Origin of the sequence: Caulobacter soli (assembly GCF_011045195.1) — a bacterium.
Taxonomy (GTDB): Bacteria; Pseudomonadota; Alphaproteobacteria; order Caulobacterales; family Caulobacteraceae; genus Caulobacter; species Caulobacter soli.
The window spans coordinates 2,552,048-2,565,357 of sequence record NZ_CP049199.1; the positions used below are offsets into that span (position 1 = coordinate 2,552,048).

General features: G+C 69.7%; 12 protein-coding genes. 5 read left to right on the forward strand and 7 right to left on the reverse strand.

The window, feature by feature from the left end:
* Positions 1 to 137 precede the first annotated feature (137 nt).
* The 5 genes from ntrX to dusB all read right to left on the reverse strand — a co-directional run bounded on the left by ntrX (position 138) and on the right by dusB (position 7,468).
* Positions 138 to 1,526 (reverse strand): nitrogen assimilation response regulator NtrX, encoded by a 1,389-nt coding sequence (gene ntrX, locus G3M62_RS11920; RefSeq protein WP_165187261.1) that lies wholly within the window; start codon positions 1,524 to 1,526, stop codon positions 138 to 140.
* The gene (locus G3M62_RS11925) at positions 1,523 to 3,766 is read right to left on the reverse strand and encodes a sensor histidine kinase NtrY-like (RefSeq protein WP_165187263.1); all 2,244 of its coding nucleotides are present in this window, start codon (positions 3,764 to 3,766) and stop codon (positions 1,523 to 1,525) included. Before G3M62_RS11925 ends, ntrX begins: the two co-directional genes overlap by 4 nt.
* 134 nt (positions 3,767 to 3,900) lie before the next feature.
* Positions 3,901 to 5,322 (reverse strand): sigma 54-interacting transcriptional regulator, encoded by a 1,422-nt coding sequence (locus G3M62_RS11930; protein WP_165187265.1) that lies wholly within the window; start codon positions 5,320 to 5,322, stop codon positions 3,901 to 3,903.
* Positions 5,319 to 6,449 carry a two-component system sensor histidine kinase NtrB gene (locus tag G3M62_RS11935; protein ID WP_165187267.1) on the reverse strand — a complete coding sequence of 377 codons (1,131 nt, stop codon included), beginning with the start codon at positions 6,447 to 6,449 and terminating at the stop codon, positions 5,319 to 5,321. The genes G3M62_RS11930 and G3M62_RS11935 overlap by 4 nt, the downstream gene beginning before the upstream one ends.
* The gene (gene dusB, locus G3M62_RS11940; RefSeq protein ID WP_165187269.1) at positions 6,446 to 7,468 is read right to left on the reverse strand and encodes a tRNA dihydrouridine synthase DusB; all 1,023 of its coding nucleotides are present in this window, start codon (positions 7,466 to 7,468) and stop codon (positions 6,446 to 6,448) included. Before dusB ends, G3M62_RS11935 begins: the two co-directional genes overlap by 4 nt.
* Before the next feature lie 98 nt (positions 7,469 to 7,566).
* On the opposite strand from dusB, the gene G3M62_RS11945 reads away from it, so the two are divergent.
* From G3M62_RS11945 to G3M62_RS11955, 3 genes are all read left to right on the forward strand, one after another.
* Complete coding sequence (locus tag G3M62_RS11945; RefSeq protein ID WP_165187270.1) at positions 7,567 to 8,718, forward strand: bifunctional 2-C-methyl-D-erythritol 4-phosphate cytidylyltransferase/2-C-methyl-D-erythritol 2,4-cyclodiphosphate synthase; 1,152 nt, start codon at positions 7,567 to 7,569, stop codon at positions 8,716 to 8,718.
* A gap of 106 nt (positions 8,719 to 8,824) precedes the next feature.
* Positions 8,825 to 9,316 (forward strand): CinA family protein, encoded by a 492-nt coding sequence (locus G3M62_RS11950; RefSeq protein ID WP_165187272.1) that lies wholly within the window; start codon positions 8,825 to 8,827, stop codon positions 9,314 to 9,316.
* Positions 9,317 to 10,432 carry an FUSC family protein gene (locus G3M62_RS11955; protein WP_165187274.1) on the forward strand — a complete coding sequence of 372 codons (1,116 nt, stop codon included), beginning with the start codon at positions 9,317 to 9,319 and terminating at the stop codon, positions 10,430 to 10,432. It abuts the gene before it with no gap.
* Between the two features lie 5 nt (positions 10,433 to 10,437).
* Here G3M62_RS11955 and G3M62_RS11960 read toward each other — a convergent pair whose 3' ends face one another.
* Positions 10,438 to 10,833, reverse strand: a complete 396-nt coding sequence (locus tag G3M62_RS11960) for a DUF6165 family protein (RefSeq protein WP_165187276.1) — start codon at positions 10,831 to 10,833, stop codon at positions 10,438 to 10,440.
* The gene (locus G3M62_RS11965; RefSeq protein WP_165187278.1) at positions 10,834 to 11,835 is read right to left on the reverse strand and encodes a glycosyltransferase family 9 protein; all 1,002 of its coding nucleotides are present in this window, start codon (positions 11,833 to 11,835) and stop codon (positions 10,834 to 10,836) included.
* A gap of 97 nt (positions 11,836 to 11,932) precedes the next feature.
* On the opposite strand from G3M62_RS11965, the gene G3M62_RS11970 reads away from it, so the two are divergent.
* On the forward strand, positions 11,933 to 12,493 hold the full coding sequence (locus tag G3M62_RS11970; RefSeq protein WP_165187280.1) for a TetR/AcrR family transcriptional regulator: 561 nt from the start codon (positions 11,933 to 11,935) through the stop codon (positions 12,491 to 12,493).
* 28 nt (positions 12,494 to 12,521) lie between these two features.
* A complete protein-coding gene (locus G3M62_RS11975) occupies positions 12,522 to 13,310 on the forward strand; it encodes a lysophospholipid acyltransferase family protein (protein ID WP_165187282.1) in 789 nt (262 codons plus the stop codon).

Sequence of the window (13,310 nt, forward strand, 5' to 3'; positions counted from 1 at the left end):
ATCGCGACGCGAAACACAAAGTCCGTTCTCCCGGCGAAGGCCGGGATCCAGATTCATCCAGAGCGTCTCGTGGGTTTCACCTGGACCCCGGCCTTCGCCGGGGAGACGGGTGAAAATCAGCCACGATTAGGCTGTCCCTACTCTTCCTCTTCGACTCGCGCACCCGCGACGCCGAGGGATTTGAGTTTTCGGTGCAGGGCCGAGCGCTCCATGCCGATGAAGTTGGCGGTGCGCGAGATATTGCCGCCGAACCGCAGGATCTGGGCGTTCAGATATTCGCGCTCGAACAGCTCGCGGGCTTCGCGCAGCGGCAGGGCGATGATCCGCTCGGCCCCGATGGCCCCGGCGTTGCCGCCCGACGGCGCCTCGTTGGCGTTGAGCATCTCGGCGGTGATCAGGTCGCCCGGCTCGCCCGAGGCCAGGATCAGCATGCGCTCGACGTTGTTGCGCAGCTGGCGGACATTGCCCGGCCAGGCCTGGACCTGCAGGGTCGCCAGGGCGTCCTCGCCCAGCCGCCGTCGCTGCAGGCCGGTGGCCTCGCAGACGCGGTCGACGAAGTAGCTGATCAGTTCGGGGATGTCCTCGCGGCGCTCCGACAGACCCGGCACGCGCACCGGCACCACGTTCAGGCGGTGGAACAGGTCCTCGCGGAACCGCCCGGCGGCGATCTCGTCGCGCAGCTCGCGCGAGGAGGACGAGATCACCCGCACGTCCACCTGGACGTCGTTGTCGCCGCCCACCCGGCGGAAGCGTTGCTCGACCAGGACCCGCAGGATGCGGCTCTGGGTCTCGCGCGGCATGTCGGCCACTTCGTCCAGATAGAGCGTACCGCCATGGGCGCGTTCGAACACGCCGATCTTGCGCGGACGGCCGTTCTCGCCCTCCTCGCCGAACAGTTCGACGTCCAGGCGCTCGGGCGCCATGCCCGCGGCGCTGACGGCCACGAACTCACTGCGCGAACGGCTGCTGGAGCCGTGGATCAGGCGCGCCACCAGCTCCTTGCCCGAGCCGGGCGGACCCGAGACCAACACGCGGCTGTTGGCCGGAGCGACCTTGGCGATCAGCTGGCGCAGGGCCTGGGCCGCCGCCGACTTGCCCATCAGGCCGTCGGAGCTGAAGCTTTGCACCCGCAGGCGACGATTTTCGCGCTTGAGGTTGGCCGCCTCCAGCGCCCGCTCGACCACCAGCAGCAGCCGATCAGACTTGAACGGCTTTTCCAGGAACTCGTAGGCGCCGCGCTTGATGGCGCTGACGGCGGTCTCGATGTTGCCGTGGCCCGAGATCATGATCACCGGCAGGTCGGGATCCAGGCCCTTGACCATGTCGAGCAGCTCCAGCCCGTCCATGCCGCCGCCCTGCATCCAGATGTCGAGGACCAGCAGAGCGGGCTTGCGCGCCCGCAGGGCCGCCAGCGCCTGGTCGGAGTCGGCCGCCACCCGCACCGCGTAGCCCTCATCCTCGAGGATGCCGGCTACCAGTTCGCGGATGTCGACCTCGTCGTCGACCACAAGCACATCTGCGCTCATATCATCTCCTCTACGCCGTTCTGGGCGTTGGCGGCGGCGAGCCGCGCGGTCGTGGGGAACTTCAGAATGACCCGGGCGCCGGTTCCGTGCAGCGCGTCGGTCAGGACCAGTTCGCCTTCGTGGTCCTCCATGATCCGCTTGACGATCGCCAGCCCGAGGCCGGTGCCCTTCTCGCGGGTCGTGACATAGGGTTCGGTCAGCCGGTCGCGATCCTTGGCCGGCAGGCCCACGCCGTTGTCCTCGACGACGAGGCACAGATGGTCGTCGTCCGAGATCAGGCTGGCGATGATGCGGCCCGGCGGCTCCGGCGAAACCGAGCGGCGCGCGCCGACCGCCTCACCGGCGTTCTTGAGGATGTTGGTCAGGGCCTGGCCGACCATCCGCGCGTCGCAACTGACCCAGACGTCCTCGCCCGGTTCTTCAAGCACCACCTCGGTGTCGGCGTCGACGAAGCGCTGGGCGAACACGGCCTGACGCAGCATTTCGGCCAGGTCGGCGGGCGCGAAGCGCGGCGCGGGCATGCGGGCGAAGGACGAGAACTCGTCGACCATCCGGCCGATGTCGCCGACCTGGCGGATGATGGTCTCGGTGCAGCGATCGAAGGTTTCCAGGTCGCTGGTGATGTCCTTGCGGTACTTGCGGCGGATCCGCTCGGCCGACAGCTGGATCGGGGTCAGCGGGTTCTTGATCTCGTGGGCGATGCGCCGGGCGACGTCCTTCCAGGCGGCGTTGCGCTGGGCGGCCATCAGGCGCGTGATGTCGTCGAAGGTCAGGACCAGGGTCTCGGCCGCGTGGCCGGCGCCGCGGAACCGCAGGCGACGGGTCTCGCCGTCGCGGATCACGTCGATCTCGACCTCGGCGTTGGGGCGCCCGCCGCTGATCTCCTGGATCACGGACTCCAGCTCGGGCGCGGCCTCGACCAGGGGCTGGCCCACGGCGCCGTCGTCCAGGGCCAGCAGCTCGCCGGCCCGACGGTTCAGAGCGGTGATCCGGCCCTCGGCGTCCAGGCCGACGACGCCGGCGCTGACGCCCGACAGCACGGTCTCGATGAACTGACGGCGCGACTCCGCATCCAGGCTGGCCACCCGCAGCGCGGCCTGCTGAACCTGCAGGTCGGTGGTCATCATGTTGAAGGCGATCGACAGGGCGCGGATCTCCTCCGGGCCGATCTCGACATCGACCCGGGCGTCCAGGTCGCCGGCCGACACCCGGCCGGCCGCCTGCACCAGGCCCGAGACCGGGGCGGCGATCGAGTTGGCGGCGGCGATGCCCACCCACACGGCGGCGACCAGCACCAGCAGCGCGGTCTCGATGTAGCTGAGGCCGAAGATCACCTGGATCCGCGCCTGGTTCTTGGCCGCCTCGCGATACGAGATCAGCGACTCCTCGGACTCGATCAGGTGGGCCAGGATGCCCTTGTCGATCGGCCGGGCGACGTAGAGATAGGCGTCGGGGAAGGCCTTCAGGCGATAGAGCGCCCGGAACAGGTCCTCGTCGACGAAGCGCTGCGAGGTGATGTCGCCGTCGTCGGTCCGCTTGAAACTGGACGGCGGCGGGGCCAGGAACGGCGGGGCCTCGTCGGCTTCGGCGCGGGCCAGGATCCGGCCGTCGCGGTCCAGCACATAGGCGGCCGAGAAGCCGTTGTCGTCGGCCAGGCCGCGCAGGAAGTGGCCGAACGCGACCGGCGAGTCGGCCAGGGTCGGGGCGGCCTGGTTCAAGGTCCCGGCCATCGGCCCGACGTGCTGGCTGATATAGGTGGTCTGCTCGCTGACATAGGAGCGGGCGACGGTGGCGGAGTTCTCGACCACGGTGCGCACCCGTTCGCTGAACCAGGCGTCGACCCCACGATTGACCAGCACGCCGAAGAACAGGGCGACGATCACGGCCGGGGCCACGGCGGCCACCGAGAACAGGCCCACGAAGCGCAGGTGCAGGCGGGCCCCGGCGTCGCTGGCGCGGGCGTCGACCAGGTCCAGCAGCCGCCAGCCGACGATGCCGGCCACGCAGAGGATCAGGGCCAGGTTGAAACCCAGGACGACCAGGATGACCGTGGTGGCCGGTCCGATCGGCCCGGTGGCCGGCGGGGACGAGGCCAGGAACACCGCCGTGGCGGTCAGAGCGATGGCGAGACCGTAGGCGCCGCCGAGCGTGAAGCGCGACCGCAGCAGCTCTCGCCACCAGGCCCGGCTGAACCGGGTCGGCGGTCCCTCAAGCTCCAATACGGTTGGAACGGACGCCATTGACCAAGTCTAAGGGGAGGTGTGCCCCAAACTCAACAGGTATGTGCCAATTAAGCGTCAGCGATGGCGATCATCTGCACGCAAACGCCTCCGCCCCGTTCGAAAACGGGACGGAAGGTTGCGCGCGCGGGATTCTATCGCCGGCCGCGCGTCATCTCGACGCCCAGGTCCTGGATCTTCTTGCGCAGGGTGTTGCGGTTGAGTCCCAGGATCTCGGCGGCCCGCACCTGATTGCCGCGCGTGGCCGACAGGGTCAGTTGGATCAGCGGCCGTTCGACCTCCTGCAGCACGCGGTCGTAGAGACCGGCGGCCGGCACGCCGTCGGGCTGGTCGGCGAAGTGCGACGACAGGTGGCGCTCGACCAGGCTGGCCAGGGTGACCGGACCCTCGTCGGCGTGAGCGGCCGGCGCGTGGTCCTGCAGCTCGCGGTCGACGATGCGGGCGGTGATCAGCTCCTCGGCGTAGAGGGCGCACATCCGGCGGATCAGGTTTTCCAGCTCGCGCACGTTGCCGGGCCAGGCGTGGCTCTTCATGCGGTCCAGCGCGGACTGGTCGATGGTCTTGGCGGGAAGGCCTTCGCGGTTGGCGCGCAGCAGGAAGGTGCGGGCCAGGTCCGGGATGTCCTCGGTGCGGTCGCGCAGCGGCGGCAGGCGCACGGGCGCGACGTTGAGGCGGAAGAACAGGTCCTCGCGGAACAGGCCCTGCTGGATCAGGCCGCGCAGGTCGCGATTGGTGGCGGCGATGATCCGCACATTGGGCCGGCGGCCGGTCTTGGGGTTGAGCACCGGCTCGGTGCCGTCGATCACCCGCAGCAGGCGCGTCTGGGCGTCCAGCGGCATGTCGCCGATCTCGTCCAGGAACAGGGTGCCGCCGTCGGCCTCGATCAGGCGGCCCTGGTCGCCCTCCCCGCGCCCGAACAGCTCGGTCTCGACCCGCTCGCGCGGCACGGCGGCCAGGTTGATGACCACGAACTTGCCATCGCGGCGGCGACCCAGTTCGTGCAGGGCGCGGGCCACAAGCTCCTTGCCGGTGCCGCTTTCGCCGAGGATCAGCACGGTCAGGTCGGCGCCGACCAGGCGGGCGATCGTGCGATAGACCTCCTGCATCGGGGCCGAGCGGCCGATCAGCGGCAGGCGCTCGTCGCGCATGGCGCGGGCCTGAGCCTTGGAGGCCTCGGCGTCGGCCGGACGCGACAGGGCCCGGCGCGCCGCGGCGGTGACGTCGTCCAGGTCGAACGGCTTGGAGACATATTCGAATGCGCCCGCGTCGGCGGCGTTGACCGCCGTCAGCAGGGTGTTCTGGGCGCTCATCACGATGATCGGCAGCTTGGGCCGTTCCTTGCGGATGCGCGGCAGCACGTCGAAGACGTTCTCGTCGGGCATCATCACGTCGGTGACGATCAGGTCGCCCTCACCGTCCATCACCCACTTCAGCAGGGTGGTGGCGTTGCCCGTCGCCCGGACCTGATAGCCCAGCCGGGTGAAGGCCTGGCTGAGCACCAGACGCACCGAGCTGTCGTCGTCGGCGATCAGGATCTTCTTGCTGGCGGCGTTCATGCGTGGGCGTCTCCAGTGGAGGGGGCAAGCTTTCCGGTCGCCATCGGCAGCAGCACGCGGAACACCGTGCGGCCGGGCTCGGATTCGAAGTCGATCAGGCCGCCGTGGCTGGTCACCAGCTTGGTGACCAGCGCCAGGCCCAGCCCGGTGCCGTTGGCCTTGGTGGTGACGAACGGCTGGAACAGGTGATCGCGCAGGCTCTGGGGCACGCCGGGACCGTTGTCCTGGACGCGGATCTCGATCGGCGCGCCGGCCGAGGCCTTGCCGTCGGCGCCGCGCACCCGGACGCCGGGGCGCCAGGCGGTGTGGATCGACAGGATGCCCTGGCCGTCGCCGCGCGTATGGGCGGCCTCCGCGGCGTTTTTCACGAGGTTCAGGAACACCTGGATCAGGTGGTCCTCGTCGCCCCAGACGTCGGGCAGCGAGGGATCGTAGTGCTCCTGCAGCGCCAGGCCGTCGGCGACGCCGTTGACAACCAGGGCGCGGACGCGGTCCAGCACCTGGTGGATGTTGACCGCCTCGCGCGGCCCCGGGACCTCGTCGGAGAAGGCCTCCATGCGGTCGACCAGGCGGCGGATGCGGTCCGTTTCGTCAACGATCAGCTGGGCCAGCGGCTGGTCGGCGGCGCTGGCGCCGGTCTTCAGCAGCTGGGCCGCGCCGCGAATGCCGGCCAGCGGGTTCTTGATCTCGTGGGCCAGCATCCGGCCCAGGCCCACGACTGAGCGCAGGCCGGCGGCGTCCGAGGCCCGCTCGACGCCCAGCACGCCCTTGACGTGCAGGGTCAGCAGAACCGAACCGTCGCCCAGGGGCGCGGCGGCGCCGTCCGCCTCGAACGGCGGCTGGCCGAACAGATTGACCTCGACCCCGTGCTCGCGAACCAGAGCGCCTTCGAACAGGGCGCGGTCCATCATCGAGACCAGCACCGAGCCCGGCGGCAAGGCGGCGCGGAACCGACCACGGGCCAGCAGTGAAAGGCCTTGGCCGAACAGCGCCTCGGCGGCCTCGTTGACGGCCACCAGCGCGCCTTCGCGGTCGATCACCAGGGCCGGTTCGGGGCTGAGGTCGAAGGCCGCGATCTTCAGGCTGTCGGCGATCTTGGTCGGGGAGATGCGGGCGTGATCGGTCATGCGGCCAGCCTCCGGCCATCGGGTCCCAAACTTCCCAGCCACAGCGCGGCCAGGCCGTCCTCGATCGCGGCGGGATCCTCCAGGCGGCACAGGGCGGCGCGCGCGACGCGGCGGGCCTCCTCGCTGTCCGGCCAGGGCGCGGCGTCGATGTACGACGCCAAGTGCTTGCGGAACATCTTCAGGCCGAGGTTCTGGCCGTAGAAGTCCAGGCTGCGGCGGAAATGGGTGAGCGCGATGGCAAGGCGTTCCTCGGCGTCCGGCTCGCGGAAGCCTTCGCCGCGCAGGGCCGCCTCGATGGCCTGGGCGATCCAGGGGCGGCCATAGACGCCGCGCCCGATCATCACCCCGTCGGCGCCCGATTGGTCGAGGGCCTGGCGGGCGGTGTCGCCGTCGATGATGTCGCCATTGACCAGCACCGGCACCCCGACCGCCGCCTTGACGGCCGCGACGGCCTCCCAGTCGGCTTCGCCCTTGTAGAACTGGCAGCGCGTGCGGCCGTGGACGGTGATCGCCTGGGCGCCGGCGTCGACGGCCCGGCGGGCGATGTCGACGGCGTTGCGGCTGTCGTCGTCCCAGCCCAGGCGCATCTTGACGGTGACGGGAACGTCAACGGCCTGGACGGCCGCGGCGACCAGGGCCTCGGCCAGGTCCGGTTCGCGCATCAAGGCCGAGCCCGAGGCGACGCCGCTGGTGACCATCTTGGAGGGGCAGCCGAAGTTCAGGTCCACGATCTGGGCGCCGGCGTCGGCGGCCATTCGCGCGCCCTGGGCCATGAAGCCGGGGTCGCGGCCGACCAGTTGGACGACCATCAGCGGCAGGCCGTCGCCCACGGCGGCGCGGCGCACCGCGTCGGGACGTCCGCGCGCGAATTCGGCGCAGGCCACCATCTCGGTCGCCACGTAAGCCGCGCCAAGGCGCGTGGCGGTTTCTCTGAAAGGCAGGTCGGAAACACCCGTCATCGGCGCGATCCACACACGCCCGGGCACCTCGACATTGCCGACTGCGAGACTGTTGCTCATTTTATATGCATCCCCACCGCACTGTTTTTAGGCAATTTGTGCGGCGCAGTAAACCCTCCTTCTCTGGACAAGTTACGTTGGGCGGCTAAACAGCCCGGATGACCTTCTCCGCCGTCATCGTCGCCGCCGGTTCCGGTACCAGGGCCGGCCCGGGCCAGGCCAAGCAATGGCGCGTTCTGGCGGGCAAAACCGTCCTGCGCTGGTCGGTGGAAGCCTTGCTGAACGGCGGCGCGCAAAAGCTCGTGATCGTGGCCGATCCCGAGGCCCGTGGGGCTTTGGACGCTGCCCTGGCGGGCCTGTCGGGCTGGACGACGACGGCCGGCGGCGCGACTCGCCCGCTCTCGGTCCAGGCCGGTCTGGCCGTCCTCGCCGATCGTCCGGCCGACGAGCCGGTGCTGATCCACGACGCCGCCCGCCCCTTCCTCGGCGCCGCAACAATCGCGGGGGTGCTGAAGGCGCTCGAAGACGCCGATGGCGCAATTCCAGCCTTGCCCGTGGCCGATACGCTGAAAAGCGGGGCGCTCGAGTCCAGCGTTGTCACGAAACCGCGTAACGACCTGTGGCGGGCCCAGACCCCCCAGGCCTTCCGCCGCGATCGCCTGCTGGCCGCCTACGCCGCCTGGACGGGCCCGGACGAACCGACCGACGACGGCCAGGTGGTCGAGCGCCATGGCGGCCGGGTCGTGGTCACCCCCGGCGACCCGATGCTGATGAAACTGACCTATCCGGAGGACTTCGCCATGGCCGAGACACTGGCGGGCCGCGCCCGGATCACCCGCATGGGCCAGGGCTTCGACGCCCACCGTTGGGGTCCCGGCGAGTCGGTGTGGCTGTGCGGCGTCGAGATCGCCCACAACGAGACCCTGATCGGCCATTCGGACGCCGACGCCGGGCTGCACGCCCTGACCGACGCCATCCTGGGCGCGATCGGCGAAGGCGATATCGGCGACCATTTCCCGCCCACCGATCCGCAATGGAAGGGCGCGGCCTCGGACAAGTTCCTGATCCATGCCGTGGATCTAGTCCGCCAACGCGGCGGAAGTCTGGTCAATGTCGACGTGACGCTGATCTGCGAGCGGCCGAAGATCAAACCGCACCGCGCGGCCATGCGCGAACGCCTGGCCCAGATCCTCGACCTGCCGCTGGACCGTGTCAGCGTCAAGGCGACCACCACCGAGGGCATGGGCTTCACCGGCCGCGGCGAAGGCCTGGCGGCCCAGGCCATCGCCGTGGTCGAGACGCCGGCCTGAACGTTTGCGCGAGAGATGGGGACACACACTTACTCTCAAGGCGTTGCCATCTGAACTCAGGTCGTGGTGTGAGTGTGTGTCCCCGACCGCAACGCCGAGTCCTTCGATGTTCCCTCTAGAGATCGAAACCCTGGCCCGCCTGCTGATCGACGAGGCCCGCGCCAAATCCCTGCGGCTGGTCACGGCCGAGAGCTGCACCGGCGGTCTGGTGGCCGGGGCGATCTGCAACATCTCCGGCGCGTCGGACGTCTTCGAGCGCGGCTTCGTCACCTACACCAACCGCGCCAAGTCCGAGATGCTGGGCGTGCCGGGCGACCTGATCGCCGACCACGGGGCGGTGTCCGAAGTGGTGGCGCGGATGATGGCCGAGGGGGCGCTGGAGGCCAGCAACGGCCACGTCGCCGTCTCGATCACCGGCGTGGCGGGACCTGGCGGCGGCTCGCCGCTGAAGCCCGTCGGCACCGTGCATTTCGCCGTGGCCCGCGCCAATCGCTCCGTCGTCCATCGCCACGAGCTGTTCGACGGCGAGACCCGCGAGGGCGTGCAACTGGCCGCCGTCCGCACCGCCCTGGAGATGTTGCGCGAGGCCGTGGCCTAGATGCCCGAGGCCGCCCCCAGCGATTGGCGGCGCTTCGTCGGTCTGGAGCTTTCCCGAGCCGCCCTGGCCAAGGCGGCCGCCCGCAAGACCGAGCTGCGCCACGCCGTGCGGGTCTCGTCGGCGGTCGTGGCCGCCTACGCCCTGGCGACCCTGCTGCGCCTGCCCCAGGGCTATTGGGCGGTGTTCACGGCCGTGATCGTCGTCCAGTCCAGCCTGGGCGCCACGATCACCGCCTCGATCGAGCGGCTGATGGGCACGGTCGTGGGCGCGCTGGCCGGGGCTGGAGCGGCCATGCTGCACGCCCGCTGGCCCGAGGCCGGCGGACCGATTCTGGCGGTCACCGCCGCCCTGCTGGCCTTCCTGGCGGCGGTGCGTCCGGCGTTCAAGGTCGCGCCGGTCACCGCCGTGATCATGCTGATCGGCACGACCACCCATATGGACCCGCTGGTCGCCGCCTTCCTGCGCACGGCCGAGATCACGGTCGGCAGCATCGTCGGCATCGCCGCCACCCTGCTGATCTTTCCGGCCCGGGCCCACGCCTCGGTGGTCGACAACGCCACCAAGGTGGCCGGCCTGCTGGCCGAGTTGCTGGAACACTACGCCCTGAAGCTGAAGGGCGGCGCGACCGAGCTGGAAGCGCGCGACCATTACGACGATACGCTCAAGGCCCTGTCCAAGCTGCAGACGGCGATGACCGAGGCCGATCGCGAGAGCGCCAGCAAGCTGAGCGATCATTCGGTGACCGAGGCCCTGCCCCGCACGCTGTGGCGACTGCGCAACGACAGCGTGATGATCGGCCGGGCGCTGCGCGAGACCTTCCCCTCGCCCGGCCTGGCCCTGCCCTCGGCGGCGATGCTGAACGCCAGCGCGACCTTCCTGCGAGCCTGCGCGGCCCTGCTGTCGGGCGGCCCCCGTCCCGATCGGATCGCCTTCGCCGAGGCGCATCAGGCCTTTCAATCCGCCGTGGAGACCTTGCGAGCCGGCGGCGGCACGCGCGCTCTCGCCTTCGATGACGCGGCCCGGGTGTTCGGCCTGGTGTTCGCGATCGAGAACCTGTTCGGCAATCTCGGCGACTTCGAGGAACGGGTCGAAGAGGCGGCGGGGAAGCGGGACTAACCTCCCTACTTCGCCAAGTACGGCTTGTAGCTCTTTTCCTCAACGATATCGGAGCCGACCAGCAGGTTGATCTGGCGCTTCACGGCGGCGCGCCGGTCGTTGTCGATATAGACGCGGCGGGCCAGCTCGATGAATTTCGGACCGAAGTCCTGGCGGCGTTCGCAGTCGCGCTTGCCGTCCTCGATGTCCCAGAGGGCCGCGTTGATCTCGGTCAGCTGGGTGACCAGGTCCTCAAGCTCCGGCGAGTGCGGCAGGGCGTGGGCGGCGGTCTCCTCCAGCAGGGCCAGCTCGGTCTGGACATTGGCCGCCTTGGCCGGATCGCCGATCCGCAGCGCCTTGACCCGCAGGATGGTGATCTTGTCGATCAGTTCGCCGGCCGAGACGGGCGCGAGGATGGGCATTCAGGAAGCTCCGGCGATCAGGCGTTGCAGGGCGGCGTCCACCACGTCCAGCGGCAGGGCGGCCATGCCCTGTCCGTAGTCTTCCGCGACCAGCAGCTCAAGGCGTCGCGCGGCGGGGCGGAACTTCACGGCCTTGCGATGGTCCTGCTGCAGCGACAGCAACGGCGCGCCGCCGGCCGCCAGCATGTGGCCAGGGCCGGCGTCGTTGGCCACCGCGGCGGTCAGGCGGCCGGCCAGGGCGATGGCCAGCAGCGGGCCCTTCACATCGGGAAAGTCGTCGGTGCGGTCCTTCTCCGGGAACAGCGCCGTGGGAACCGCGTCGCGGGCGATCTGGAGGTCGGGGCCCTCGTCCGGACCGAAGAAGAACACCGCCTTGCGGTCGGCCGCCTCGATGCGGCGGGCCAGTTCGATATAGCGCTCCAGCGGCCAGCGGCGGTCTTGCCCGCCGGCCCCGGGCGCCAGGCCGACATAGACCGGACCGCCGTAGTGGGCGGTCGGCAGCAGGGCGCGGGCCGCGTTGGTGGCGTCGGGATCGGACAGCGCCAGCGGACGCGGCGCGCCGTCCCCGTCGCTGGCCAGGAACAGCAGCCGCGCCAGGCGGTCGACCACGGCGACGGGCCAGCCGGGCTGGCGGGCCTGGAGCGCGGCCGAGATGAAGCGGCCCCCTTCTTTGCCTTTAGAGACGGCCCGCTTGGCGACCAGGCTGCGGCGCAGGTTCTCCTGGGTGTCGATCACCAGGTCGAAGGTCCGGCCGCCGAACGGCGTGACCCAGGGCAGCGCATCCAGCGGCCTGGCCCCGGTCGGGCCGTCGGTCAGGATCTCGTCGATATAGCCCGCGACGACCGACTTCAGCGGTCCGGCGTACATCGTGCCGCCCTTGGCCGCGCACCAGGTGATCCGGGCCTGGGGAAAGGCTTCGCGCAGGCCGGCGATGAACGGCAGCTTGATCAGGCTGTCGCCCAGGATTTCGCCCATCGAGTAGATCAGGATCGTCTGAGCCATGGCCGGGGCTTAGGCCGCCGGTCGCGGTCAGGTCAACGTCGCAGCATAAATGTGAGTAATCACTTGCATCGTATGGGCGCCGTACTAGCCTCACCTTATGAACGCCAAACCCAAGATCGAACGCGCCGCTCTCGAGGTCTTCGTCGACAAGGGCGTCGACGCGGCCACGACCAAGCTGATCGCCGCCAAGGCCGGGGTGTCGGAAGGCGCGATCTACCGCCACTGGAAGAGCAAGGACGAGCTGGCCCTAGGCCTGTTCATGGCCACCCATCGTCGCCTCTCCGACCTGATCACCGTGAACGCCGAGATGGCGACGGGCGTGCAGGCCAAGGCCGCCGCCGTGGTCCGCGCCTATTGCACCGTGGCCGACGAGGACTGGCTGCTGTTCGCCTTCCACCTGCTGCAGCTGCACCACTTCCTGCCCTACTACCAGGAAGACGGTCGCGACCCGGTGACCATGGTCGAGGGGCTGATCAAGCGGGCGATGATGGACATGGAGCTGCCGCCGGGCGACCCGCGCGTGATCGCCGCCATGGCCATTGGCGTGATCACCCAGACCGCCCAGAACAAGGCCTATGGCCGCCTGGGTGACGACGCCCTCTCGGCCCACGCCTCCCTGATGACCGCGGCCGTCCAGGCCGTGCTGTCCGCCCGCTAGACCTCTCAGCCCTCAAGGATTTCGAACCATGCGCAGCGCGCTGTTCAACGCCTACTACTGGGTGCTGTCGATCTTCTACGGCCTGTCGGCCGCCCTCTCCGCCCTGCTCCCGGGCCGCAAGCCCGTCGCCTTCGCCCTGCGGCTCTACAGCCAGCGGATGCTGTGGGCGCTGCGGACGCTGGCGGGGATCAAGATCGACCTGAAGGGTCAGGAGAACCTGCCCGACGGCGCCTTCATCATCGCCGCCAAGCATCACAGCTGGGGCGACGGCTTCGTGATGTTCGCCAATGTCGAGAACCTGTCGTTCGTGACCGGCGACCATCTGGAGAAGTTCCCGCTGGTGGGCGCGATCCTCAAGAAGCTAGGCGCGATCGTCGTCGACAGTTGCGGCGGTCCGGAAGCCCGCGCGGCCCTGTCCAAGAGCGCCGCCCAGGTGGCCGCCGAGGGCCGCCGCATCCTGATCTATCCCGAGGGCCACCTGGCCGCGCCGGGCGAGCGGTTCCGCTATCGCACCGGCGTCTACTACATGAGCCAGGACTTCAACCTGCCGGTCGTGCCGGTGGCGACGAACCTGGGCTGCTTCTGGAAGCAGCAGGACAAGCACAAGACGCCGGGCACGGCCACGATCGAGTTCCTGCCGCCCCTGCCCCAGGGCCTGTCCAAGGCCGAGTTCATGGCGAAGATGGAAGAGGTCATCGAGACCCGCACCAACCAGCTGATCGCTCAGGCGCGCGGCGAACCGGTCAAGCCGTCGGTGCTGGTGGAGTGGAACGGGCGCAAGAACGTGGCGGCGAAATCCGCCGAAGCGGTGGCGTGA